21 protein-coding genes are annotated in these 24,357 nt (G+C 58.6%); 5 read left to right on the top strand and 16 right to left on the bottom strand.

Annotation, left to right across the window (positions count from 1 at the left end; translation table 11 throughout):
• Positions 1 to 31: 31 nt before the first annotated feature.
• From acs to C7964_RS11130, 6 genes are all read right to left on the bottom strand, one after another.
• Entirely contained in the window at positions 32 to 1,990 is a 1,959-nt protein-coding gene (gene acs, locus C7964_RS11155) for an acetate--CoA ligase (protein WP_110279747.1), read from the bottom strand.
• A 255-nt stretch (positions 1,991 to 2,245) separates the two neighbouring features.
• Positions 2,246 to 2,470: a DUF1127 domain-containing protein gene (locus tag C7964_RS11150; RefSeq protein ID WP_110279746.1), complete on the bottom strand. Its 225-nt coding sequence runs from the start codon at positions 2,468 to 2,470 to the stop codon at positions 2,246 to 2,248.
• A gap of 145 nt (positions 2,471 to 2,615) precedes the next feature.
• Positions 2,616 to 3,272: a hypothetical protein gene (locus C7964_RS19970; RefSeq protein ID WP_181417159.1), complete on the bottom strand. Its 657-nt coding sequence runs from the start codon at positions 3,270 to 3,272 to the stop codon at positions 2,616 to 2,618.
• A gap of 127 nt (positions 3,273 to 3,399) precedes the next feature.
• Positions 3,400 to 5,688: a glycosyl hydrolase family 28-related protein gene (locus tag C7964_RS11140; protein ID WP_110279745.1), complete on the bottom strand. Its 2,289-nt coding sequence runs from the start codon at positions 5,686 to 5,688 to the stop codon at positions 3,400 to 3,402.
• Positions 5,689 to 5,810: 122 nt separating this feature from the next.
• Positions 5,811 to 6,212, bottom strand: coding sequence for a DUF4864 domain-containing protein (locus tag C7964_RS11135; protein WP_110279744.1), 402 nt, complete (start codon positions 6,210 to 6,212; stop codon positions 5,811 to 5,813).
• 69 nt (positions 6,213 to 6,281) lie between these two features.
• Entirely contained in the window at positions 6,282 to 7,853 is a 1,572-nt protein-coding gene (locus tag C7964_RS11130) for a lysine--tRNA ligase (RefSeq protein WP_110279743.1), read from the bottom strand.
• Positions 7,854 to 7,965: 112 nt separating this feature from the next.
• Between C7964_RS11130 and C7964_RS11125 the strand changes: the two genes are divergently transcribed.
• Positions 7,966 to 8,385 carry a tellurite resistance TerB family protein gene (locus C7964_RS11125; RefSeq protein ID WP_110279742.1) on the top strand — a complete coding sequence of 140 codons (420 nt, stop codon included), beginning with the start codon at positions 7,966 to 7,968 and terminating at the stop codon, positions 8,383 to 8,385.
• On the opposite strand, the gene dacB is transcribed toward C7964_RS11125, so the two are convergent.
• Both dacB and C7964_RS11115 read right to left on the bottom strand, forming a co-directional pair.
• Positions 8,386 to 9,849, bottom strand: a complete 1,464-nt coding sequence (dacB, locus tag C7964_RS11120; protein ID WP_353652414.1) for a D-alanyl-D-alanine carboxypeptidase/D-alanyl-D-alanine endopeptidase — start codon at positions 9,847 to 9,849, stop codon at positions 8,386 to 8,388. It abuts the gene before it with no gap.
• Positions 9,849 to 10,442, bottom strand: coding sequence for a nicotinate-nucleotide adenylyltransferase (locus C7964_RS11115; RefSeq protein WP_110279740.1), 594 nt, complete (start codon positions 10,440 to 10,442; stop codon positions 9,849 to 9,851). The genes dacB and C7964_RS11115 overlap by 1 nt, the downstream gene beginning before the upstream one ends.
• Before the next feature lie 182 nt (positions 10,443 to 10,624).
• Here C7964_RS11115 and C7964_RS11110 point away from each other — a divergent pair, with 182 nt between their 5' ends.
• Both C7964_RS11110 and C7964_RS11105 read left to right on the top strand, forming a co-directional pair.
• The gene (locus C7964_RS11110) at positions 10,625 to 11,557 is read left to right on the top strand and encodes an aldo/keto reductase (protein ID WP_110279739.1); all 933 of its coding nucleotides are present in this window, start codon (positions 10,625 to 10,627) and stop codon (positions 11,555 to 11,557) included.
• Complete coding sequence (locus C7964_RS11105; RefSeq protein ID WP_110279738.1) at positions 11,554 to 12,624, top strand: NAD(P)/FAD-dependent oxidoreductase; 1,071 nt, start codon at positions 11,554 to 11,556, stop codon at positions 12,622 to 12,624. The genes C7964_RS11110 and C7964_RS11105 overlap by 4 nt, the downstream gene beginning before the upstream one ends.
• Positions 12,625 to 12,648: 24 nt before the next feature.
• Here the strand turns inward: C7964_RS11105 and C7964_RS11100 are convergent, their stop codons facing one another.
• Both C7964_RS11100 and C7964_RS11095 read right to left on the bottom strand, forming a co-directional pair.
• Complete coding sequence (locus tag C7964_RS11100) at positions 12,649 to 15,144, bottom strand: GcvT family protein (protein WP_110279737.1); 2,496 nt, start codon at positions 15,142 to 15,144, stop codon at positions 12,649 to 12,651.
• Positions 15,145 to 15,258: 114 nt separating this feature from the next.
• Positions 15,259 to 16,245: a 2-hydroxyacid dehydrogenase gene (locus C7964_RS11095; RefSeq protein ID WP_110279736.1), complete on the bottom strand. Its 987-nt coding sequence runs from the start codon at positions 16,243 to 16,245 to the stop codon at positions 15,259 to 15,261.
• Positions 16,246 to 16,352: 107 nt separating this feature from the next.
• Between C7964_RS11095 and C7964_RS11090 the strand changes: the two genes are divergently transcribed.
• Both C7964_RS11090 and C7964_RS11085 read left to right on the top strand, forming a co-directional pair.
• On the top strand, positions 16,353 to 16,883 hold the full coding sequence (locus C7964_RS11090) for an SH3 domain-containing protein (RefSeq protein ID WP_110279735.1): 531 nt from the start codon (positions 16,353 to 16,355) through the stop codon (positions 16,881 to 16,883).
• A 52-nt stretch (positions 16,884 to 16,935) separates the two neighbouring features.
• A complete protein-coding gene (locus tag C7964_RS11085; RefSeq protein WP_110279734.1) occupies positions 16,936 to 17,835 on the top strand; it encodes a cation diffusion facilitator family transporter in 900 nt (299 codons plus the stop codon).
• Here the strand turns inward: C7964_RS11085 and C7964_RS11080 are convergent.
• From C7964_RS11080 to coaBC, 6 genes are all read right to left on the bottom strand, one after another.
• The gene (locus C7964_RS11080; protein WP_110279733.1) at positions 17,832 to 19,859 is read right to left on the bottom strand and encodes a M3 family metallopeptidase; all 2,028 of its coding nucleotides are present in this window, start codon (positions 19,857 to 19,859) and stop codon (positions 17,832 to 17,834) included. The two genes, C7964_RS11085 and C7964_RS11080, sit on opposite strands and share 4 nt — an antisense overlap.
• A gap of 88 nt (positions 19,860 to 19,947) precedes the next feature.
• The gene (locus tag C7964_RS11075) at positions 19,948 to 20,736 is read right to left on the bottom strand and encodes an amino acid ABC transporter permease (protein ID WP_110279732.1); all 789 of its coding nucleotides are present in this window, start codon (positions 20,734 to 20,736) and stop codon (positions 19,948 to 19,950) included.
• Between the two features lie 44 nt (positions 20,737 to 20,780).
• Positions 20,781 to 21,563: a transporter substrate-binding domain-containing protein gene (locus tag C7964_RS11070; RefSeq protein WP_110279731.1), complete on the bottom strand. Its 783-nt coding sequence runs from the start codon at positions 21,561 to 21,563 to the stop codon at positions 20,781 to 20,783.
• A 34-nt stretch (positions 21,564 to 21,597) separates the two neighbouring features.
• Positions 21,598 to 22,659, bottom strand: coding sequence for a HesA/MoeB/ThiF family protein (locus tag C7964_RS11065; RefSeq protein ID WP_110279730.1), 1,062 nt, complete (start codon positions 22,657 to 22,659; stop codon positions 21,598 to 21,600).
• Positions 22,656 to 23,111, bottom strand: coding sequence for a dUTP diphosphatase (dut, locus tag C7964_RS11060; RefSeq protein WP_110279729.1), 456 nt, complete (start codon positions 23,109 to 23,111; stop codon positions 22,656 to 22,658). Before dut ends, C7964_RS11065 begins: the two co-directional genes overlap by 4 nt.
• Positions 23,108 to 24,301 carry a bifunctional phosphopantothenoylcysteine decarboxylase/phosphopantothenate--cysteine ligase CoaBC gene (gene coaBC / locus C7964_RS11055; RefSeq protein WP_110279728.1) on the bottom strand — a complete coding sequence of 398 codons (1,194 nt, stop codon included), beginning with the start codon at positions 24,299 to 24,301 and terminating at the stop codon, positions 23,108 to 23,110. The genes dut and coaBC overlap by 4 nt, the downstream gene beginning before the upstream one ends.
• Positions 24,302 to 24,357: the final 56 nt, after the last annotated feature.

The following is a 24,357-nucleotide window of genomic DNA, read 5'->3' as shown; positions in this document are numbered from 1 at the left end:
GCGCGGCTTTTTTTCCTGACAAACCTGCGATTTATCCGCGGTTCATCCTGTTTTCGATCAGATCTTCCACAACGGACGGATCAGCGAGTGTGGAGGTATCACCCAGCGCCCCGAAATCATCCTCGGCGATCTTGCGCAGGATGCGGCGCATGATCTTGCCCGAGCGTGTTTTTGGCAAACCGGGGGCCCATTGCAGCAGATCAGGCTTGGCAATCGGGCCAATCTCAGTACGGACCCAGACTTCCAGTTCTTTGCGCAATTCATCTGATGGTTCTTCGCCGTTCATCAGCGTGACATAGGCGTAGATGCCTTGGCCCTTGATCGCGTGCGGATAACCCACAACCGCAGCCTCGGCCACTTTCGCGTGGGCGACCAAAGCACTTTCCACCTCGGCCGTGCCCATCCGGTGACCCGAGACGTTGATCACGTCATCGACGCGGCCTGTGATCCAGTAATATCCGTCTTCATCGCGCTTACAGCCGTCACCGGTGAAGTAGTAGTTCTTGTAGTCGCTGAAATACGTCTTCTCGAAACGCGCGTGATCGCCCCAGACGGTGCGCATCTGGGCAGGCCAGCTATCCTTGATGCACAACACACCTTCGGCGGCGGTCTCGTGGATCTCCTCGCCCGAGGTTGGTTCCAGAATAACGGGCTGGATGCCGAAGAAGGGCAATGTCGCAGAACCCGGCTTGGTCGCTGTCGCGCCCGGCAACGGGGTCAGCAAGTGACCACCGGTTTCAGTCTGCCACCACGTGTCAACAATCGGCGCTTTGCCCTTGCCGACAACATCATTGTACCAGTTCCATGCCTCGGGGTTGATCGGCTCGCCCACGGTGCCCAGCACCTTGATGTCGGACAGATCATATTTTTCGACAAAGCTGTTGCCCTGCGCCATCAACGCGCGGATTGCGGTCGGGGCGGTGTAGAACTGGTTGACCTTGTGCTTTTCGCACACAGCCCAGAACCGGCCCGCATCAGGATAGGTCGGCACGCCTTCGAACATGATCGTTGTCGCACCATTCGCCAAAGGTCCGTAGACGATATAGCTGTGCCCTGTCACCCAGCCCACATCAGCGGTACACCAGAAGATATCACCGTCGTGATAATCGAACGTGTATTGCTGCGTCATGGACGCATAGACCAGATAGCCACCGCTGGAATGCACGACGCCTTTGGGCTGACCGGTGGAACCGGACGTGTAGAGAATGAAAAGCGGATCTTCGGCGTTCATTTCCTCGGGCGGACAATCAGCGCTGACCTTTTCTTCCATTTCGTGCAGCCAGTAATCCAGATCACCGCGCCATGCGATTTGCTGGCCGGTCCGCTTGACCACAAGACACTTCACGTCGTTGTAATCGTTCAGCAGGGCCTGGTTCACGCTGTCCTTGAGGTTTGTCACGCGGCCACCGCGTGGTGCTCCATCAGCGGTAATCACCACCTTGGCGTCGCAGGCGTTAATACGCGCGCCCAGCGCCTCGGCCGAGAAACCTGCGAACACGATAGAATGAATCGCACCGATTCGCGCACAGGCCAGCATCGCATAGGCGGCCTCGGGGATCATTGGCAGATATAGGACAACGCGGTCACCCTTGCTGACACCCATTTCCTTCAGCACATTCGCCATGCGCGAGGTCTTCTCGTGGAGCATGTTATAGGTGATGTGCAGCGCTTCATCATCGGGGCTGTCAGGCTCCCAGATGATCGCGGTCTGCTCGCCGCGCGTCGCAAGATGGCGGTCGATGCAGTTGGCACTAACGTTCAGCGTACCGTCTTCATACCATTTGATATCAACCGCACCAGGGGCAAAGCTGGTATTTTTCACGCGCGTGTAGGGTCTGATCCAGTCGATCCGCTTGCCATGCTCGCCCCAGAACGCCTCAGGATCATTGATCGACGCGGCGTACATCGCGTCATAAGTCGCCTTATCGGCATGTGCCCCTGCCGCCATTGCGGATGATGGTGGATAGATTCCGGCTGATTGATCGGTCATGGCATGTCCCCCCTGATCACTTCTTAACAACCGCGGGCACGCGCCCGACGGCCTCCTCGCCGTGCATCATGGCGAAAATGTGATCGAATCCAAGTCTCGTCGGGGACAACCTGGACGGTTTGTAAAAACAGCACGGACCGCAAAGTTACATCAGTCAACAATTTTACAGATGCCTTGCGCAAACAGATGTCCTACGCAAAGTGACACACGCAACTGGGGCCGCCGCGCGTGGCGGCGGCCCAAAGTGCAGAACGCTTATGCGTCGTGGCGGAATGTCATGCTGACCACATCAGCACGTGTCAGACCCTTGGCGCGCAGTTCTTCTTCCGGAATATCCCAGATCGCCTGGATCGCCTTTGTCCGTGAATTGCTTACAGCCATGCTCTCAAGTATGGAGCCTATCGTGCGAAGTGGTTTCATGACCAGTTCGGCCAGCATTTCGCGGTTTGAAATCAGTGTGTTGTCGGGTTGGAGAGCCATGTTGCGCCTCGTCAATATATGTCTGTCCTCCCGCAACGAGAGGTAGGGTGATGACGACGGGACGGCAACGGTCAAAAAATGCAAACCCACCATGCAGATACTGCATGGTGGGCTGTTCTCTCATCATTTAGGGCCTAGAAATATATCACTTCTTGACGTCGGTTTTCCCATCCCAGGGCGCATCGGGGACAGTGACCGCCTTGGCGCGCTTGGTCGCTGTAGGCATGGGTGCTGGCGTCGCCGCATCGGGTTTTGCGGTAACCGCCGCAGGTGTAGCAGTAACCGCGGGCTTGGTTGCTTTGGCCTTGACCTTTGGGGTGGCCTTCTTTGACACAGGCTTTGCCTTTTCAGCTTTTGCCGGTGCAGGAGGCGTGGCCGGTTTCGTTTCAACTGCAGGCGCTGATGCGGTCGTGGCCACAGCTTTCTCATCTGGCTTGGGTGCGGATTTGACCGGCTCCGCGACCGCGACTTTCGCAACCGGCGCAGGTTTCACGTCAGCTTTTGGTGCCACCACGGACGCGACGATTTTTTTCGGTGTAGCCTTCTTTGCTGCCACTTTCTTCGGGGCCGCCTTCTTGACAGTGGCCTTCGCTTTCTTGGCAACTTTCGGCTTGGCTGTCGCGGCCTTTGCCTTGGCGGCAGGCTTGGCAGGCGCGTAGAGCATGCTGCCACTCATCAGTGCGCGCTGCGCGACCACCATCTGGTCAATCATGGTATCCGTCAGGCGCATTTGCTGACCGATCACTGCACTGGCGATCTGCATCCCCTGTGCTGTCATTGAAAGTGTCACTGCCGGTGTCATAATGGCTCCCTCTTTGGCAAAACCCTATTTCGCAGACAGTATATACCATTTATTTCGCAAACGCAGCATTATTCTGCGGCGCAGCAAAAGGATGCCGATGAAGCCCCTTTTGCTGCGCTTGTCCACCCTAGTCCGTCTGGTCCATCCGTACGGAATAGCGCACCTGCCCTTTCACGGGCTGGCTCCAATTCAGATGAACATCGCGCAGGCTGCTGCCCTGTTCGCCCTCGGCCCAAGGCAGATCATGCACGCGCGTGTCGCCAGTATTTGTGATTGCCCCATCCGGCATCACGCTCTCAACCGTCAGCGCGCGCCCCGCAAAGGGCAAGGCCGTGGCCGTTTCCATCACCCAGGTCGAGGCCTCGGTTGCCTGCGTATGGGTCAGGACCGCCGGATTGGACACGGGCTCGTTCACATTGTGGAATGTGTTGCCAGTGAAGACGAAGCTGCGGGTCCGGCTGTAATCCAGATCGGCAAAGGTCGTATCCACATGCTCGACCCGGTCAATGCGCCCGTTGAGCGACCGGAACACATTGCCGATAACGGCAAAGCCATTGATGAAATGGCCGGGCCCATAGGGTTTGATCACGATGAAATTGAACCAGTCCGCCACATCATTTGTCGTGAACATATTGCCTGTGATCGTCAGGCCGCCAAAGGAAAACTGCGCACCAAAGGCCGGTGTCGCATCATGCTCGTTCGTCCATTCGATAAAGTTGTTGTCGCAGTAGTTGCCGGTGAAAATGCTCTTGGGGTTTGGCAGGGTCAGGACGATCCCGCCCATCCGCACGCCGTTGACCTCATCATCCCCGTGGAACCAGTGGTTGCCTGAAATCAGGTTACCAGAGCCGGCCAAAACGCAAAAATGCTTGAATTTGCTGGTGCGGTTATCGCGGATTTTGATGTCATTGGCGTTGGCGTTAAAGCCGATGCTCACGCGGTTCGCCACCGGCACAGACTGTTCTTCCGAAATCAGTTGGCAACGGTCAATCATCATGCCCTGACAGCCGCGCCCCGGTGACGTGAGACCACGGTCTTTGGGCCGGTTGATAAAGCAGTCACGCACATGGAACGTAAACCCGTCAGGCGCCAACATGATCCCGCTTGCGATACCCCGTCCCTGAAATTCGATATCGTCAAGGATGAACTGGCTGAATTTCTCGTAGCCTGAAAAATCGAGCATGTACTGAAAGCGCGAAAAGGTGAAAACCTGCGTGCCTTCCGCATCAAAGAGCGGGAGGCTGAGTTCGAGTGTCTGTGCCGCTTCATTAACCGCAGTCACATAGATCTCACGACCGACACCATTGCCCTGCACCAAAGACCCCACCGGGATGCTTGTGATATTGACCACATTGGTCAGACGCTTGTCATCACTGGCAGAATAGGTCGCTTGCGACGTCACCTCGACCGTATCCCATGCCGCACCATCAGCGGGCTGGAACTGGCCATTGCGGATCACACGGCGGGTTTCAAAGCGGGTGCGTGACGGGTCTGCGGCCTGCATATCCACTGGCTCGGTCAGCAAGACGCGGCGCCCGCACAAATCAAGCGAATCGTGATCGGCAAAATTGATCAGGGCTTGATAGGCCTTTTTGAACGCCAGTTCTTCGTCCTGAAACGCCTTGAAATAAGTGTCGTAATTATAATCCTGCTGCAAAATAAACCGGTGTTCGGGCGCTTGGACAATCCGCCCCTCGAACTGGATACGGCTTTCGATTGTGACGTTGTTTTCCAAAAGGTAATCACCGGCAGGCACCATGACGGTGCGGCCGTTCGCTGCGGCATCGGCAGCGTTGAACGCGGCACTATCGTCGGTCACGCCGTCACCTTTCGCACCGTAGTCGCGCACATCCACCATGCTCACCAGATCGCGCGTAAAGGCAGCTGTCACATCGGTGATCGTAATATCATCAAGCCGCACAACGCCGCCTGTAGGCCCTGTCAGGTCAATGCCGAAATGGCCATATTCGGCACCGGTCCATACCAGATCGACACCGCCACGATCCGCCGTGGCAACGATGGCTGAAACCTCAACCACCTGACCATAGCTTGTCAGCTGCCGCGCGGCGCCGAAGGTCGTGACGCCTGCAAGCTCCACACCGCCGCCCTCGCCAGGCCAACCGGCAATCCGCACCGCAGGCAAAGCGCCCGCAACCGCCTTGACCCGCGCGGTGATCTGCAAATAACACCCCGGAATAATCGGTGTTTCGCCCTTATAACGTACCCGTTGTGTCGGGTCGATTTTCAGCAGTTCCAAACATCCTGCGAAATCCTGATCTGCCGCAACGAACACACCGGAGCCACTCGCGGCGTATGAGTCCGACCCTGGCGTGCCGTCCGTGCTCGACCAGAGCGCCAGACCTGCAGAAAACGGCAATGGATCGAAAACGATCCCGTCGGTGATAGCTTTGTTCATGAAATGGCCCCTGAAGCTTGAAAAACAAAAGGCCCGGCGCAAACCGGGCCACCTGTGCAAGGGGTAACGTCAAGATTTAAACAGCGCCTGAGGGCACCGTCACGGCAGGCTACGCAACGGGGCTAGGCCCCGACATCGGGCGCGGGCAACAGACGCACACCATTGATCTGCCACCCCTGCGCGGTCTCAACCATTTGATAATCCAGAATATGCAGGCCACCCTGTGCATCACGCACCATCACCTTTTGCCAGAGCATCCCGCCCAGATCCCGCAGTTCCAGAAACCGCACATCAGCATTGTCCCACACCATGGGATAGCCCTGCTGGACCATCAGGCCAAAATTGCCCGGATCGCCGAAAAGGCGCTTGATATTGGGGCTGGCGTATTGCCACGCCTCGGAAATATCGCGGTCGTTGAAGGCCTCGAGCTGATTGCCGATCACCGTTTCAATCGCGTCGCTGTCCTGAGCAAAAGCCGCAGTGGCCACCATCCAGAAGCCGAAAACGAATGCCAATATGCGCATGATCCGCGCCCTCCTGTGATCTCTATTTATAAAAGATACGCAGGAAAGCGCGGATTAGTTTCAAAAATCTTATTGTGCCGCCAATTGCTGCTCGATCAGCGCGATGGTTTCATCCACACCGTAAAGCGCAATAAAGCCGCCAAACCGCGGACCCTGCGAGGCGCCCAAAAGCACTTCGTAAAGGGCTGTGAACCAGTCGCGCAGCGGCTCGAACCCGTGCTCTTTACCCACGGCAAAGACCATTGTTTGAAGCTCTTCCGCATCCAGACCGCCATCCCACGCCTTCAAGCGATCCGCCAGTTCGGTCAGCGCCGCGCGCTCTTGATCGGTCGGTGCACGGAACACTTTCGTCGGCTTCACAAAGTCGTTGTAATAGCGCACGGCAAACCCTGCAGCCTGATCCATCTGGGGGTTTTTCTCGGCGGACGCATCCGGCGCATAACGCTGGATAAAGCCCCAAAGCGTGTTCTTATCTTCGGCACCGGACACAGAGGCGAGGTTCAACAACATCGCAAACGGCACCACCATGTCTGAGGCAGGCACATCGCCACCGTGGATATGGAACACAGGGTTATTTGCACGTCCTGCGTCATCCTGCGTGGCATAGGCGCGCAACTGCTGGTGATACTCATCCACAGCCTTCGGGATCACATCGAAATGCATCCGCTTTGCCGTTTTGGGCTTGAGGTACATGAAATAGCTGAGGCTCTCGGTCGAAGCATAGGTGAGCCATTCATCAATCGAGATGCCGTTGCCGGACGATTTGGAAATCTTCTGACCCTTCTCATCCAGAAACAGCTCATAAGAGAAGTGGTTCGGCTTACGCCCGCCCAAAATCTCGCAAATCCGGTCATAGATCGCGGTATTTGTGGCGTGTTCCTTGCCGTACATTTCGAAATCAACGTCCAAAGCAGCCCAGCGCGCACCGAAATCCGGTTTCCACTGCAATTTCACATTGCCGCCCGTCACAGGCAGGGTCCATTCGCGCCCATCAGGGTCGTCGAAAGTCACCTCACCCTTCTCGCCATCCACATGCTTCATCGGCACATAAAGCACACGCCCCGTCTCGGGATGGATCGGCAGGAATATGGAATAGGTCTCCTGACGCTCTTCGCGCAGGGATTTCAGCATGACTGCCATGATGTCGTCATAACGGACGGCGGCGCGCAGCAGGATTTCGTCGAACTGACCCGACTGATAAAACTCGCGAGCAGAATAGAACTCGTACTCGAACCCGAACGTGTCGAGGAACCGCCGCAACATCGCGTTGTTGTGGTGACCAAAGCTCTCATGCGTTCCAAAGGGATCAGGCACCGATGTGAGCGGCTTGTGCATATGCTCGGCCAGCATCTCTTGGTTGGGCACATTGCCCGGCACTTTACGCATTCCGTCAAGATCGTCAGAAAAACAGATCAGCTTGGTCGGAATATCCGAAATCACCTCGAACGCGCGGCGGATCATCGTCGTGCGCAATACTTCGCCAAACGTTCCGATATGGGGCAGACCGGACGGGCCGTAACCTGTTTCAAAGAGAACATACCCCTTTTCAGGCGGCTTTTTTTCATACCGTTTGAGCAATGCGCGCGCCTCTTCAAAGGGCCAGGCCTTCGACGTCATCGCTGCTTCACGCATACTGCTCATGTCTCATCTCACATTCTGGGGGCAAATCATTGTGATCGCCGCAACGCGCACTCCCTATTGCGAGACAGGCGAGGCGTCAATAAATGTGGCACCATAGGTAAAGGAATTCCCAATGCTTGAAGACGCCCCCATGACCGCGCAAGACGCACTTGCCGCTCTGATGATCGCGGTATCCGCTTCGGATGAGAATATCCGCACTGCCGAGCTTGTGAAAATAAACAGCGCGATCAACAACTTGCCTGTTTTCTCGGACTATGACCTCGAACGCCTGCCGCGCATGTCACGAATGGTGTTCTCATTGCTTGAGCAGGAAGACGGACTTGAGGCGCTTTTCGGCCTCATCCGCGACGCCCTGCCCGAGCGTCTTTATGAGACCGCCTATGCGCTGTCTTGTGATGTCGCCGCCGCGGACGGGCGCATTGTCGGCACAGAGGTCCGGATGCTGGAAGAGATTCGCGAAGAACTGAACCTTGATCGCCTGCACGCCGCCGCGATCGAGCGCGGATCACGCGCACGGCACATGACGCTTTGATCAGACCCTCAACGCCAGATGCCTGAGGATATCCTGTTGCAAACGCCGTGACCGGGTATTCCACCCGCGCGCACCGGGCGGGGACTCCACGCCTTGCCGTTTGCCGGCCTCGCGCGCATCCAGATCGGACGCAAAAATCGCAAAGGCCAGATCACGCCCGCTTTTGGTGCGCACATATCCGGCGAGCGTTGACACAAAGTTGAGCGTGCCGGTCTTCGCTTTGACGGCGATTTGCGGATCGTCGATCGCCTGTCCATCCTGGCCCACCAATGCGATATTGCGCAAAATCGGCTGCAAGGTCGGCATCACATCCTGCGCCATCAACAGGCGCACCATGTCACGGGGCGACACCCGCGCCGCATCCCCCAAACCCGAATGATCCACAAACTGCGGTGCAATGCCCTCCGCCCGGCGCGCCGCCCATAGCGCCATACTCAGCGCAGATGTGCGCAGCCCACGCTGCACGCCGACGCGGGTCGCGGTCGCCGCTAAACCCGCAGCCTCTGCCGTGATATTCGTCGAGAACCGCAACATGCCCTGCATCATCTCGTTCAACGGCGCGCTGGCATAACGCACAAGCGGCACTCCCTCCGGGCGTTCCGCTGTCTCTTGCGGCGTTTTCAGAACGATGCCGTGACTGCGCGCAAAAACGGCAAAAACCTCGCCGGCATAGAGCGCGGGATGCCGGACAGGCAACCACCTCGATCCCTCTTTATTGAGCGCACCCCGCGCCACAGTCCATTGATCCACATTTCCGCCATCACGGTAAGTGAAGACAGGTACGGCACGATCGACGACCGCAATCCGCGCCGTGGTCACTTCGGGGCGATAATTCTCGCTGCGGGCATCCATCGTCGTGACATAATCCGCCCCGTCTTGTTTCCATTCGAAATGCACACGATTGAAATTCAGGTTCAGCCCGGTGATCGTGGGGTTGTATCCCAGATGATCCATCTGACTGTCATCAATCTCGTCGAGATTGATCAGCGCATTGTCCCAAACCAGAAAGTCCCCCCGCACCTCGCGCAGGCCGGTGTCCTTCAGTCTTTTGGCAAGTTCAGCGATTTGATCCGTCACAAGGTTGGGGTCACCCCCACCGGCCAAAATCAAATTACCATCTAAAATTCCATCAATTACAGGACCATCAGCAAATATACGTGTATCAAAGGTATGCTGCGCGCCCAGCGCCTCTAGCGCATAAAGGGCGGTAAATGCCTTGGTCACGCTCGCGGGTGGCTGCGCGACCGCCCCGTCAATATCCTCAAGGATCTCGCCGCTTTGCATATCCGCTACCACAACGCCCACTTCGCCCGAAGTGGTGCGCGATGACACCATCTTGGCTATGGCATCGCGGGCAGGCACACGTGCAATCGGGCGCAGGGACGTTAAAGGCGCTTCGGCATAGGCAGTCGTGGCAAGCGCTGAAACCGCACCCGACAGCATTGCGCGACGGGTCAGGCGCATCACCATTCCCCCCGCTGGCGGATCGCGGTTGATGACTGGTCTGACATCGGCAAATTGACAAAGGCCCATGCCGGCGCATCTGCCCTGCGAAGCGTGTGCGCCGCCCGCCCCGGGATACGCGCCCGTGCATAGACCTTTGCCGCTTTCGACATGCGTGCCGCAATCCTGTCCCCCGGACGGGCCAAGACGCCAATGGGAACGGTCTCCATGATCCAGCGCCAGTCTTGCCAGCGATGGAACTGCGCCAGATTGTCAGCGCCCATAATCCACACGAACCGCACGCCGGGGTAGCGGCGGCGCAAGGCCATCAGCGTCTGCGCGGTGTACCGCGTTCCCAATTGCGCTTCGATATCGGTGACTGTGACGCGCGGATGGTCCATCATCGCGCGCGCGGCCTGCATCCTGTCAGCCAAAGGTGCCGGCCCGTTCTCTTTCAGAGGATTGCCCGGCGACACCAGCCACCACAGCCGGTCCAGTCCGAACCGTTTCAACGCGGCCTTGGAGATATGGACATGGCCCGCATGCGGCGGATCAAAGGACCCGCCCAGCAGACCGATCACCTGACCGCGCTTTGCAACAGGCCGCGCAGTCATCGCGCAGGCCCTATCGGTTGCATATCGGCGGCTGCAAACTGCGTTAGCATCGGTTTCTCAAGGATCATTTCCATCTTCGCTGTAGTAGCCATTTCATAACCCCGCCTGTCAATGCACGCAAACGTCAGCACCCGAACGCGCGCTGTCTTTTCATCGTGACAAATGCATGCCAGTCTTTGCCCATGAATACCCTGACCACGCGCGCTGGCGCCCCGCTTTCCCGGCTCACCTTTGGCACGATGCAATTCGGCGGCACCGCCGACGCAGCGGCCAGTCAAGCCATGTTTGACGCTGCCCGCGCGGGTGGCATCAATCACTTTGATACGGCTGTGATGTATACGGATGGCGCGTCCGAGACATTGCTTGGCGCGATGATCAAGGCGGACCGCGACTCTCTCTATCTCGCCACCAAAGTCGGCTATGTGGGCGGCGCCTCGCAGGCCAACATCACGAAACACTTCGACAGGTGCCGTCAACAGTTGCGGGAAGATGCTGTCGATCTGCTCTACATGCACCGTTTCGACGATGACACACCGCTTGAGGAAACATTCAGCACTTTGGCGGAACTGCAAACACAAGGCCTGATCCGCCACATCGGCGTGTCGAACTATGCCGCATGGCAGGTGATGAAGGCCCAAAGCGTTGCAAAATCACTGGGGACGCGAATCGACGTCATCCAGCCGATGTATAGTCTGGTCAAACGCCAGAGCGAGGTCGAAATTTTGCCCATGGCCGCCGATCAGGGCATTACAGTCGTCCCCTATTCACCCTTGGGGGGTGGGTTGCTGACGGGCAAATATGCCAAGGGTGGAACCGGTCGCCTGACGACCGATACGCGGTATCAGGCGCGTTATGCGCAGGACTGGATGCATGAAACGGCAAAACAACTGACGGCCCTTGGCGCAGAGCTTGGCGTCGATCCAGCGACGCTGGCCGTGGCATGGGCTGCCAACCACGCGGTCAAACCGCTCCCCATTATCTCGGCCCGCTCCGAAGAACAGCTCCGCCCCTCTCTGCTGGCTGAGAAATTCACGATGACACCTGAACTTTATGACAGGATCACCGCACTCAGCATCACACCTCCTCCAGCGACAGACAGGCTCGAAGAAGCATGATTGATTTTCTGGTCATTGGCGGCGGCATTGCTGGCGTTTCCGCCGCCGCCCGCCTTTCGGAACTGGGCAGTGTCACACTCTTGGAAGGCGAAGACGCCCTTGCCTATCACGCCTCCGGCCGGTCTGCGGCCCTGTTTGAACAAAACTACGGCAAGCCCTCAACGGTCGCACTCAACAAGGCCAGCCATGCCTTTCACAAAGCTGCCGATGTACTCAGCCCCCGCGGCTTGATGCTGATCGGCGATGCGGAAACTGCCGAAGCCTTCGCTGCTGATCAAAAGGCCATGCATCTTGACAGCATCACCGTCGCAGAGGCCAAGAACATGATCCCGATCCTCGATGACAGCGTCGTTGATCGCGCAGCCTATGATACGGCGGCGTCTGATATCGACACGGACAAACTGGTGCAGACCTTTGCGCGGATGGCGCGGAAGAACGGCGCGACCATCAGCACGAAAGCGCGCGTCACAAGCATCAGCCGTAACGCCACAGGTTGGACCGTGCATGCGGGAGCCGAAACTTTCGAGGCGCGCCATCTGGTGAATGCTGCGGGCGCATGGGTTGATGAAATCGCTGTGATGGCAGGGATCACACCCTTGGGCTTTACCCCTCTGCGCCGCTCGATGGCGCGGATCCCCGCGCCCGGCGGCCTTGACGTCAGCGGCTGGCCCATGATCTTCGGACCCGGCGAAGCCTGGTACGCGAAACCCGATGCAGGTGCGCTAATCGTGTCACCCGCCGAGGAAGACCCCGTCACCCCGCATGACGCCTATGCCGACGACATGGTGCTGGCCGAGGGGCTTGCCCGCTATGAGACCAATGTGACCGAACCGGTCACACGTTTGCTCAGCTCATGGGCTGGCCTGCGGACATTCTCGCGTGACCGGACGCTGGTACTCGGGCCCGACAGCGGCGACCCCAGCTTTATCTGGTGCGCGGGCCAAGGCGGATACGGGATGCAATCCGCCCCCGCCGCCTCACAGTTGTTGCATGACCTGATCGCCGGGGCGCCTTCGGAACTTCCCAAAGACGCCGTTGCAGCACTCTCGCCACAGCGCTTTGCGTAAGGTGGGTTTCAACCCACCTTACTTTTACCCATCCACACGGATCGTTGCGTTTTTCGGATCATAGGGGCTGTCTTCCACAACCTCGGCATCCCAAAGCTGGTCAAGCATCTTGACCTGCAGCTTTGTACCAACAACCGCAAGCTCTGGCCGTACATACCCCATGCCAATCGATTTCGCGAATGCCACCGAATATCCGCCCGACGTCAAACGCCCCACGCGGGTGCCATCTGGCGCATAAAGCGCCTCACGGCCCCAAGGGTCTGCATCGTCGGGGCCATCAATCAACAAGGTCACGCATTTGGAACGAATACCTTTCGCTTCCATCGCGGCCTTCCCGTTGAAGTCCTTGGACAGGTCCACAAAACGCGGCAGATCGGCCTCCAGCGGGGTCGCGTCACGGCCCAACTCGGTCCCGAAAGCGCGATAGGATTTCTCCTGCCGCAACCAGTTCTGCGCGCGTGCGCCAACCAGCTTCATGCCATGCGGTTCGCCTGCTTTTTCCAGTAGGTCAAACAGGTAGTTCTGCATCTCGATGGGGTGATGCAGTTCCCATCCCAGCTCGCCGGTATAGGCCACACGGATCGCATTCACCGGACACATGCCCAGTTCGATCTGCTTGGCCGAAAGCCACGGGAAGCGCTTGTTAGACAGCGCCGTCGCAGGGTCCGCATCCTTGATCACCGCGTTCAGGACATCACGCGATTTCGGTCCCGCGATGGCAAAAACGCCCCATTGGGTGGTCACGTTCTGTACGTCAATGCGGCCAAACTCCGGTTCCTTATCCGCAACCGCTTTGTTCAGGAAATCCGCGTCGTAGTCTGTCCAGGCACCTGCTGAAACAAGGTAATATTCATCCTCCTTCAACCGGACGATGGTATATTCCGTGCGCGTCGTGCCGTGATCGGTCAGCGCATAGGTCAGGTTGATCCGCCCCACACGCGGCAGCTTGTTGGTGGTGAACCAGTCCAGAAACGCCGTGGCACCGGGCCCTTTGACGATATGTTTGGTAAAGGCCGTCGCATCGATCAGGCCAACACCCTCGCGGATCGCGCGGGCCTCCTGCACGGCATATTCCCACCAGCCACCTCGCCGGAACGAGCGGCTGTCGTGATCATTGAACCCCAAGGGCGCATAATAATTCGGACGCTCCCAGCCGTTCACAAAGCCGAATTGCGCGCCGCGTGCGGCCTGACGGTCATAGGCGGGCGATGTGCGCAGCGGACGACAGGCAGGGCGCTCTTCATCGGGGTGGTGCAGGATATAGACGTGCTCATAGGCCTCTTCGTTCTTGCGCGCGGCCCATTCCGTGGTCATCCAACTGCCATAGCGTTTGGGATCAAGCGACGCCATGTCGATCTCGGCCTCGCCCTCGACCATCATCTGGGCAAGGTAATAGCCCGTACCACCCGCCGCCGTGATCCCGAAGGAAAACCCTTCCGCCAACCACATGTTGCGCAGCCCCGGCGCAGGACCTACCAGCGGATTGCCATCGGGTGTATAACAGATCGGGCCGTTGAAATCGTCCTTCAATCCGCTTTCTTCACAAGACGGAATGCGGTGGATCATCGCCATATACTGGTCCTCGATCCGCTCCAGATCGAGCGGGAACAGGTCGGCGCGGAAACTCTCGGGCACCCCGTATTCAAAGACCGCAGGGGCGTTTTTCTCATAAACACCCAAAATCCAGCCGCCGCGTTCCTCGCGCACGTAAGACTGCGCATCAGCGTCACGGATCACAGGGTGTTCGACATTGCCTTGCGCACGGAAATCCACCAGTGCGGGGTCTTGGTCCATGACAATAAACTGGTGTTCCACAGGGATCGCAGGGATCTTGATGCCCAGCTTCTTGGCGGTAGTCTGCGCATGGTTGCCGGATGCTGTTACAACATGCTCTGCCGTGATCACGATCTGCTCGTCCGAGGGGACAAGGTTGCCGCCCTTCTCAACCATCTTGGTGCAGGTGACTTCCCACGCTTTACCGTTCCAGTGAAACGCATCCGCCTGCCATTTCCGTTCGATCGCGACACCGCGCTGGCGCGCACCCTTGGCCATCGCTTGGGTCACATCGGCGGGGTTAATATAACCGTCCGTGTGATGATAAAGCGCGCCTTTCAGGTCTTCGGTGCGGATCAATGGCCATTTCGCCTTGATCTCCTCAGGCGTCATCCAGACATAGGGCACGTCGCAGGTTTCAGCAGTCGATGCATAGAGCATATACTCATCCATACGCTCTTGCGTCTGGGCCATCCGCAGGTTGCCAACGACAGCAAAGCCTGCGTTCAGGCCCGTTTCCGCCTCAAGCGACTTATAAAAATCGACCGAGTATTTATGGATATGTGTTGTCGCAAACGACATATTGAACAGCGGCAGCAGCCCTGCGGCATGCCAAGTCGAGCCCGAGGTCAACTCGTCCCGCTCCAAGAGCATCACATCATCCCAGCCGGCTTTCGCAAGGTGATATGCAATGGACGTGCCAACCGCGCCGCCGCCGACGACCAGAGCTTTTACTTGGGTTTTCATGATGACGACTCCCTAGGCATCTTTGACGCCAATTTGCGCGAAACCGTCACAAAGCGATAGAACCAGCCGACGCGTTTCGGTGCGAAAGCGACACAGCCCAAATCAAAGCCCGGATCAAAGCATTGAAGGCACGACGAGATCAGGCGGCCTGTGGCCGTCGGCAAAGGTCTTGATGTTCACAATCACCTTCTCGCCCATCTCGATCCGGCCCTCGAGTGTGGCCGATCCCATATGCGGCAAAAGGATCGCGTTGGAGAGTTCACGCAAGCGCGGATTGATTTCATGTCCCCGCTCGAACACATCCAGCCCCGCGCCCGCAATTTCCCCCGCCCGCAGCATCCGCGTCAGCGCGTTTTCATCAATCACTTCGCCACGGGATGTGTTCACAATCACTGCAGTGGGCTTCATCAGCTTCAACCGCCGCGCATTCATCAGGTGGAATGTCGAAGGCGTATGCGGGCAGTTGATCGACAGGATGTCCACACGGGCCACCATCTGATCAAGGCTTTCCCAATAGGTCGCGTCCAACTCTTCCTCGATCTCGGGGCGCAGACGCCTGCGGTTATGATAATGGACCTGCATCCCGAAGGCTTTCGCGCGGCGCGCCACGGCCTGCCCGATCCGACCCATCCCCAGAATACCCAAGCGGCGCCCCTTGATCCGTCCGCCCAGCATTGCCGTAGGCGCCCATCCACCCCAGCTATCGGACTGCGCGACACGTATCCCCTCGGCCATGCGGCGGGTGACGGCCAAAATCAGCGCAATCACAATATCGGCGGTATCTTCGGTGACCACACCGGGCGTGTTCGAGACATGTATGCCCCGCTGGCGGGCCGTGGCCACATCAATGTGGTCCACACCGGCTCCGAAATTCGCAATCAGTTTCAGCTGATCGCCCGCGCGGCCCAAAAGTTTCGCATCAATCTTGTCGGTGATCGTACACACCAGAACATCCGCGCGGCCCATCGCATCGGCCACTTGCTCGGTCGTCATCGGTGTGTCGTCATCACGCAATTCAACGTCGAAAAGCTCTTTCAGTCGTGTCTCGACAACCTCAGGCAACCGTCGCGTCACGACAACACTCATTTGCTTACCTGGCATCTGTTGCACTCCATAGCTTTTCAAATTCAACTTGTCATGGCAGGTTGCGCCAAAGGGACGCGCAGCACAAGAACCGCGCGCCGCAAAATGAGTAGTAAGGGCAAACAATGGGTGCAATAGCGCATTGGTTTCGCGTGTTTTGGATCGCGGCATTCGCGATCGTGATCTGTATGAGCGCAGGCGTCGCCCAGCAAAATGACACAGGCCCCGCAATCGGCCCCGAAACGAACCTGCCTTTGCCCCGCTACGTGTCGCTGCGCGCCGGAGAGGCCAACGTCCGCCGCGGCCCGTCCCTGTCACACCGCATTGATTGGGTCTTTCAGCGCCGCGACATGCCGCTTCAGATCATCGCGGAATACGGCCACTGGCGGCGGGTCATCGACCGCGACGGCCAGGGCGGCTGGGTGCATTACCGCATGCTTTCAGGCGCGCGGACAGTCATTGTCGAGACCGAAGACCTGATCCTGCGCAGCCGCCCCGAACCGAACGCCACCGAGAACGCAATTTTGGAAGCAGGTGTCGTGGCACGCCTTGGCGACTGCAACCCCGACTGGTGCGAACTGACCGCAGGCGGCTACAAAGGCTGGGCACCAAAGACGGCCATCTGGGGTGTTGCCGACGCGGAAATCCGTGACTGATCCGACCTATTGAGGCTAGCATTGCCCTCGCAGCCCCGCTAGCTGGGATATTATGAACGATACACGCCTCAACCTTTCCGCCGGAGTGCTCTCCGTCTCGGTCGCACTGATCCTCGTGCTGGCCAAGCTTTGGGCGTTGTCGCAAACCGGATCACTCGCCGTGGCCGCCACCTTGGCCGATAGTGCGCTTGACCTGATGATGTCACTGGGTGGTCTGATCGCCATCGCCTATGCCGCCAAACCCGCCGATGATGACCACAACTTTGGCCACACCTCGGCCGAGGATCTGGCGGCGCTCGCGCAATCCACCTTCATTATGATTTCCGCAGGTGTCATCGCATTTGCCGCGATTTTCCGCCTTTTGGACGACACCGTCGTCCTGCCCGAACGCGAAGGCCAAGGCATTGCGATCATTATCTTCTCTATCTGTCTGACACTAGCCTTGGTGCTGTGGCAGCGCCATGTCGCGGCCAAGACCGACAACAAGGTCGTCAAGGCAGACAGCCTGCATTACATCGGCGATCTGATCCCGAATATCGGCGCAATTATCGCACTCTGGGCCTCTGCCGCCTTTGGCTTGCACCAGATTGACAGTGTCGTGGCACTTGCCGCGGCGGCGTTCCTGGGCTTCGGCGCCATCCGCATCGGCAAAGCGGCATGGGACGCGCTGATGGACCGCCAAGCCGACCCTGAAATGATCGCAGGCATCGCTGCAATCGCCGAGAACTTCGACGGTATCCACGGCTACCATGACCTTAAAACACGCGTCGCAGGCAGCCGCGTTTTCGTGAACCTGCACATCGAACTTGATGGCGACCAGACCCTGCACGAGGCCCATCGCATCGGTGCGAGCCTGCGCCGCGCGATTATCGCAGCCTACCCCCGCGCCGATGTGCTGATCCACAAAGACCCTGTCGGGGTGACCAAACACCCCGACGACGACCGCCCCTAGGCGGCTTTATCCAGACCCCGGCCTTTCAGCAGCGCCTCAACCCCCGGCAAGCGGCCACGGAATGCGGTGTAAAGATCCGCCGCATCCACCGACCCGCCCGAAGACAGCACGGTTTCTTCCAGCCGCTTGGCCGTGGCGGGATCGAAGGGATCGCCCGCCTCCTCGAATGCGGCAAAAGCATCCGCATCCATCACCTCGGACCACATGTAGCTGTAGTAGCCGCTGGAATAGCCGTCACCCGCAAACACATGGGCGAAATGCGGTGTCGCGTGACGCATGCGAATGGCGCGCGGCATCCCGATTTCTTCCAGAATCTCGGCCTGCCGCTGCATCGGATCGGCAGGGGCCGGTCCGTCATGAAAGCCCAGATCAACCAGCGCAGAGGCCACGTATTCAACCGTCTGGAACCCCATGTCATAGGTCGCTGCACCCAACATCCGGTTCAGCAAATCCTCTGGCATCGGTTTGCCCGTATCGGCATGGGTTGCAAATTCGGCCAGCACCTCTGGCACCTCCAGCCAATGCTCGTAAAGCTGGCTTGGCAGTTCCACAAAGTCCCGCGCTACAGACGTGCCCGAGATGCTTTCATAGGTCACATCCGACAGCATCTGATGCAGCGCATGGCCGAATTCATGGAACAGGGTGCGCGCATCATCGTAGGACAAGAGCGCAGGCCTACCCGCCTCCGGTTTGGCGAAATTGCAGACATTCACCACATGCGGGCGAATATCGCCGCTCAACCGCTGCTGCGAGCGCATCGCAGAACACCATGCACCCGAGCGTTTGGAACCACGCGCAAAATAGTCACCGATGAACACCGCCACATGTGCGCCATCGCGGGTGACGTCCCACAACCGCACATCAGGATGGTAAACCGGCCCCTCAATCGGCGCGAATTCCAGCCCGAAAAGACGGTTGGCGCAGGCAAATGCCGCCTCAATCATCCGGTCCAATTGCAGGTAAGGCTTCAGTTCCGCCTCATCGAGATCATGCAATTCCTTGCGGCGCTTTTCAGCATAGAACCGCCAGTCCCAAGGCTCCAACGGCCCGTCAAACCCGTCTGCATGCAGCATACGCTCCAACACCGCGGCATCCGCCTCGGCGGCCGCCTTGGCTGGTTCCCAGACCTGCATCAACAGATCGCGGACCGCCGCGGGCGTGCCCGCCATCTCGGTTTCCAGCTTGAAATCAGCAAAGCTGTCATAGCCCAACAGTTGCGCGCGCTCTTGCCGGAGCTTCAATGTCTCGGCAGCAAGCGCGCGGTTGTCAGTCTCGCCACCATTCGCACCCCGCGCGCCCCATGCCTCATAGGCTTTCTGGCGCAAATCCCGCCGCTCGGAAAACTGCAAGAACGGCACAATCAGCGACCGTGAAAGTGTCACAACAGGCCCGCCCGCGTCCTTCTCTTCCCCCGCCGCTTTCGCTGTCGCGATCACAAAATCCGGCAAACCATCCAGATCATCCGCACCCAGTTTCATGAACCATGCACGCTCATCCGCCAGCAGATTCTGGGTGAAAGACGTCCCCAACACCGACAGGCGCGATTTCACATCACGCAGGGCCTCGGCAGACTTCCCCTCAAGCTGCGCACCCGAACGCACAAATCCGCGCCGTGTTAACATCAACACACGTTCTTGCTCAGGCGTCAGATCAAGCGCTTCCCGGTTCTCCCAAACTGCCTCGACCCGCGCAAACAGCGCCTTGTTTTCAGACACCTCAGAGCCATAAGCACTCAAAAGCGGGGCAAAGTCGCGCTGTAGCGCCTCGCGCTTGGGGTTACTATCGGCCCCTGCCAGACTATAAAATGCCCCCAAAACACGCCCCAGCGTGTCATCGGCACGCTCCAAGGCCTCAATTGTATTGGCGAAATCAGGGGCATCGGGGTTTTCCGCAATCGCGGCAATATTCGCGCGCGATATGGCGAGTGCGGCATCAACTGCCGGCGCAAAATCCTCATCAGAAATCGCATCGAACGGCGGCAACCCGAAAGGCGTGTCCCATTCAGCAAGCAACGGATTTGTCATCAGTGTTCTCCTTTGCAACAAGAGGTAGTGCGCGATGCCTCTTGGCACCACCCCCTGCTTCATCTTGGCCCAAAAACCCTCGGCACGCTCACCGCATGCGCATCCGCTTCTCGAAGCGGCGCAGCGCAATCGACAGGGTAATCGTGATCGTCAGATAGACGAGCGCCACAACATTATAGGTCTCGAAATAGCGGAAATTACCCGCAGCCGTGACTTTGCCCAACTGGGTGACATCCGTGACACCCAGCACGGACACGAGCGAAGAATCCTTCACCATCGCCACAAAATCATTGCCCAAGGGCGGCAGGATCGTGCGAAGCGCCTGCGGAAACACAATGAACCGAAACCGGTGCCAGCGGTTCAGGCCCAGCGCCTCTGCCGCTTCGATCTGACCTTCATCGACCGATTGCAGGCCGGCACGAAACACCTCGGCCAGAAAGGACGAATAGGCGATGGTCAGCGCGATCACCGCACGCCACAGCAGCGAAAAATCCCGCGTGCGGACGGGCTCAAGCCCTATAGTTTCGGCGATCCAGTTCCACCCCGCCACCATCGCGGGTGCCGCCACGAACGCCACATAGAGCAGCAGCACGATAATCGGGATACCGCGCACGATCTCGATATAGAACCGCGCGAGTTGCCGCAAAACCAGTGATCGTGACAAGGCCGCGAGTGCCAGCAAAAGCCCCAGCACACAGGCCATCGTGTAGGACACCAAGGTCACATAGATCGTGACCCAAATCCCCCGCTGCAGCGTCGACAGCACGCGGGCGTATGTCTCGACCGTCAGGACCTGCCAGAACAGGTAAAGGCCAATCGCGATAACAGCGACCAGCCACCAAGGAAAATCCTTGTCGTTGGGGGATGTCGGGATCATCGGCGCGCCGTCCCGGGCCTGACCCGGGACCTCCCGTTCAGGGCTTATTCACCCAGCTTGTAGTCAAGGAACCAACGCGTGTTCAGCGCATCAATCGTGCCATCGGCCAGCATATCCGCAATCGCCGCGTTGATCGGTTCAACCAGATCGGACCCCTTGGGGAAAATGAAACCAAAGTCCTCGGTTCCCAGCTTTTCGCCGATAATTTTCAGCCCGCCATCAGAGGCTTCGACATAGCCGTTGCCAGCCGTGCCATCGGTCAGCACGAGATCAACATCGCCAGTCCGCAAGGCCTGAACCGTCGCGCCAAAGGTTTCCATCAGCTTGATGCGTGGGTTTGCCTCATCGCCGTCCAGCACGTCATAAACGCCGACATAAAACGGCGTCGTGCCAGGCTGCGCAGCCATCAGCAGGTCATCATTGGCGGCAAAGCTCGCGGCATCCGTGAAACGGTCCTCATCACCGCGCACCATCATCACCATTTCCGAGGTCATATAGCTGTCGGAAAAATCCACGACTTCGGCACGATCTTCACGGATCGTAATGCCGGTCATGCCAAGGTCAAACTGCCCTTCCGAGACAGCAGGGATCATCGCATCCCAGCTGATGTTTTCGTACACCAAGGTCGCGTTCAGACGCTGCGCAATCTCGGCCATCGCGTCGTATTCCCAGCCAACCGCATTGCCGCTCGTGTCGATGAATTGCAGTGGCGGATAGGCGTTTTCGGTCACAACGACGATCTCGCGACCTTCGAGGTTTGGCAGATGACCGTCTGCGACAGCGGTTGTCGCCAAAAGGCACGCGGCCAGTGTTGCAAGGAATTTCATAGCAGGCTCCCAGTTGATAATTTCAGCGCCACTATCAATGTGGCTCTGCCCCGCGCAAGCCCTTGCCGTGGCAAACAGGACAGTCCGCACGCGGTTTCACAACAATAGTACGGGTTTCGGCGTAAAGCGCATCATAAATAAGCAAACGCCCTGTCAGGCCCTGCCCCGCGCCGGTGATTGCCTTCACCGCCTCAACTGCCATCATCGCCCCGATCACACCGGGCAGCGGGCCAATCACGCCCGCCTCGGCACAGCTGGGCACCAGTGACGGATCAGGCGCTTCAGGAAACACACATTCATAACAGGGTGTGCCATGGGCCGGATCATAGACACTGATCTGCCCTTCCCACTGGGTCAGCGCGGCCGCGATCAGTGGCTTGCCCGTCGCCACAGCCGTGCGGTTCACCAGATAGCGGGTCGCGAAATTATCGGTGCCATCCAGCACAATGTCGTAGTCGGCGAACAACTCCGCCGCGATCTCGGCCTCCAACCTGCGGTGATAGGGGCGCACGGTGACAAAGGGGTTCTGCGCACGCATGACCTCGGCTGCGGAATGGACCTTTGGCACCCCGATATTCCGGTCAAGATGGATCACCTGCCGCTGCAGATTGGCGTTTTCGACAACATCATCGTCAATCACACCAATCGTTCCGACACCTGCGGCCGCCAGATATTGCAGCGCAGGTGCCCCAAGACCACCCGCGCCCACAACCAGAACCTTCGCATCGCGCAGCGCCTTTTGCCCCGGTCCGCCTACTTCGCGCAGGATAATGTGGCGCGCATAGCGGTCCAGTTCCGTTGGTGAAAAACTCTCTGATTTTACAGGTACCGCCTCTTGTGACGTCACCCGCGACCGCAGGCGGCGCAGCAGCTTGCCATACCCCCAGACGATCACGCCAAAGCCGAAGAAGATCGCCCAAAGCCGCGCATCACCACCCGTCGCCATGCGCAAAGGGTGCCCATCCGGCAGGATCACATGCACCAGCATGACACCCACCAGCAAAAGCGCCATCATATTCCAACGCACGGCATAAGGCACTTTCATGGCCCACCCGATAACCCAAAGGGTTATCGCCATTGTACCGACCATAATCATTGGCCTGTGGACCCAAATCCGCCCGCGCCACGCGCGGTTTCATCTAGACGTGCAACTGTTTCAAAACCCGCCTGCACAACAGGTGCGACCACCATCTGCGCGATCCGCATCCCATGGGTTACCTCGAAAGGAGCATCCCCCAAATTCACCATGATCACGCCCAAAGGCCCCCGATAATCGCTATCAATCGTGCCGGGAGTATTCAGCAATGTCACCCCGTGCTTGAGCGCCAAGCCAGACCGTGGCCTGATCTGCACCTCGTATCCCGCAGGGATCGCCATGCGCAGACCGGTCGGCACCAAGGCCCGCGCACCGGGGGCCAGCGTCATGGCCTGAGGGTCAGCGAAGTTGGCACGCAGATCGGCCCCTGCCGCCCCTGCCGTTTCATACGTCGGCAAGCCAAGGCTCTGATCCGCACCCTCAATCCACTGAAATTGTACCGTCACACTCACGCAAGTGCCTCTGCTATCCGGCCGGCTAGCATCGCGGCGACATCTGCTTTCGTCATGCGTGGAAAGTTTTCCGCCCCTGCATCGCTGATCAGCGTAACGGCATTTTCTGACCCGCCCATAATGCCTGTTTCCGGTGATACATCATTAGCAACGATCCAGTCGCACTGCTTGCGCAAGCGCTTCGCCGTCGCATTGGCGATCACATCATCGGTTTCGGCGGCAAAGCCCACGACCAACCCCGGACGGCCCTCGGCCCTTTGCGAGACTGTCGCCAGAATGTCAGGGTTCTCCGCAAAATCGAGACGTGGCAGACCCGCGCCGTCTTTCTTGATCTTACTGTTGCCTGCATTCGCCACATGCCAATCCGCGACAGCCGCCGCAAAAACAGCCGCATCAGCTGCACCCGCCGATGTTACGGCGGCCAACATCTCTTTCGCCGTCTGGACCTTCACCGTATGCACACCCATCGGCGGTGGCACGTCCGCCGGACCTGTCACAAAAGTGACCTCCGCGCCCAGTGCCGCAAGTGCTACCGCAATTGCTGTGCCCTGCGCACCGGACGACCGGTTCGCAATATAGCGCACAGGATCAATCGGTTCGTGGGTCGGACCAGAGGTGACAATGATATGCTTGCCCTTCAAGGGACCATCGGCAAGTGCCGCGCCAATGGCCGCAATAATCTCGGGCACTTCGGCCATGCGCCCCGGACCATATTCACCGCACGCCATGTCGCCCTCATTTGGACCAACGACCAGAATACCGTCATCTTGCAAGGTCGCCAGATTGCGCTGGGTCGCCGGATGCGTCCACATGCGGACATTCATTGATGGCGCAATCAAGACGCGTTTGTCGGTCGCCAAAAGCAGGGTTGAGGCCAGATCATTCGCCAAGCCACCCGCCATTTTGGCCATCAAGTCAGCCGTAGCAGGGGCCACCACGATCAGATCGGCGGCGCGTGACAACTCGATATGCCCCATCTCGGCCTCATCAGTGAGGTTGAACAGGTCCTGATAGATTTTCGACGCGGACAGCGCCGACAGGCTCAGCGGGGTGACAAATTCGGCCCCTGCTTTGGTCAGAACAGGCGTCACCTGCGCGCCACCTTCGCGCAATCGGCGCACAAGGTCCAATGACTTGAAGGCGGCAATGCCGCCTCCAACGATTAAGAGGATATGCTTGTTTGCCAGCATCAGAGCGCTCCGATCAGGTTTGCCCGACACTAGGTCAGATCAGACCGGAAACACAA

Origin of the sequence: Loktanella sp. PT4BL, from assembly GCF_003201935.1 — a bacterium.
Lineage (GTDB): Bacteria > Pseudomonadota > Alphaproteobacteria > Rhodobacterales > Rhodobacteraceae > Yoonia.
The sequence above is the reverse complement of the archived record's forward strand: the minus strand, read 5'-3'. Positions and strand labels throughout refer to the sequence as shown.

Coding starts and splice junctions, on each gene's coding strand:
- dacB (WP_353652414.1), bottom strand. CDS start 9,849: ATGCGCCTGACCCGTCGCGCAATGCTGTCGGGTGCGGTTTCAGCGCTT.
- C7964_RS11070 (WP_110279731.1), bottom strand. CDS start 21,563: ATGAAATTCCTTGCAACACTGGCCGCGTGCCTTTTGGCGACAACCGCT.
- C7964_RS11110 (WP_110279739.1), top strand. CDS start 10,625: ATGAATACCCTGACCACGCGCGCTGGCGCCCCGCTTTCCCGGCTCACC.
- C7964_RS11125 (WP_110279742.1), top strand. CDS start 7,966: ATGCTTGAAGACGCCCCCATGACCGCGCAAGACGCACTTGCCGCTCTG.
- C7964_RS11100 (WP_110279737.1), bottom strand. CDS start 15,144: ATGAAAACCCAAGTAAAAGCTCTGGTCGTCGGCGGCGGCGCGGTTGGC.
- C7964_RS11065 (WP_110279730.1), bottom strand. CDS start 22,659: ATGATTATGGTCGGTACAATGGCGATAACCCTTTGGGTTATCGGGTGG.
- C7964_RS11135 (WP_110279744.1), bottom strand. CDS start 6,212: ATGCGCATATTGGCATTCGTTTTCGGCTTCTGGATGGTGGCCACTGCG.
- C7964_RS11085 (WP_110279734.1), top strand. CDS start 16,936: ATGAACGATACACGCCTCAACCTTTCCGCCGGAGTGCTCTCCGTCTCG.
- C7964_RS11130 (WP_110279743.1), bottom strand. CDS start 7,853: ATGAGCAGTATGCGTGAAGCAGCGATGACGTCGAAGGCCTGGCCCTTT.
- coaBC (WP_110279728.1), bottom strand. CDS start 24,301: ATGCTGGCAAACAAGCATATCCTCTTAATCGTTGGAGGCGGCATTGCC.
- C7964_RS11090 (WP_110279735.1), top strand. CDS start 16,353: ATGGGTGCAATAGCGCATTGGTTTCGCGTGTTTTGGATCGCGGCATTC.
- C7964_RS11150 (WP_110279746.1), bottom strand. CDS start 2,470: ATGGCTCTCCAACCCGACAACACACTGATTTCAAACCGCGAAATGCTG.
- C7964_RS11105 (WP_110279738.1), top strand. CDS start 11,554: ATGATTGATTTTCTGGTCATTGGCGGCGGCATTGCTGGCGTTTCCGCC.
- C7964_RS11140 (WP_110279745.1), bottom strand. CDS start 5,688: ATGAACAAAGCTATCACCGACGGGATCGTTTTCGATCCATTGCCGTTT.
- C7964_RS11095 (WP_110279736.1), bottom strand. CDS start 16,245: ATGCCAGGTAAGCAAATGAGTGTTGTCGTGACGCGACGGTTGCCTGAG.
- C7964_RS19970 (WP_181417159.1), bottom strand. CDS start 3,272: ATGACACCGGCAGTGACACTTTCAATGACAGCACAGGGGATGCAGATC.
- C7964_RS11080 (WP_110279733.1), bottom strand. CDS start 19,859: ATGACAAATCCGTTGCTTGCTGAATGGGACACGCCTTTCGGGTTGCCG.
- C7964_RS11115 (WP_110279740.1), bottom strand. CDS start 10,442: ATGACTGCGCGGCCTGTTGCAAAGCGCGGTCAGGTGATCGGTCTGCTG.
- acs (WP_110279747.1), bottom strand. CDS start 1,990: ATGACCGATCAATCAGCCGGAATCTATCCACCATCATCCGCAATGGCG.
- C7964_RS11075 (WP_110279732.1), bottom strand. CDS start 20,736: ATGATCCCGACATCCCCCAACGACAAGGATTTTCCTTGGTGGCTGGTC.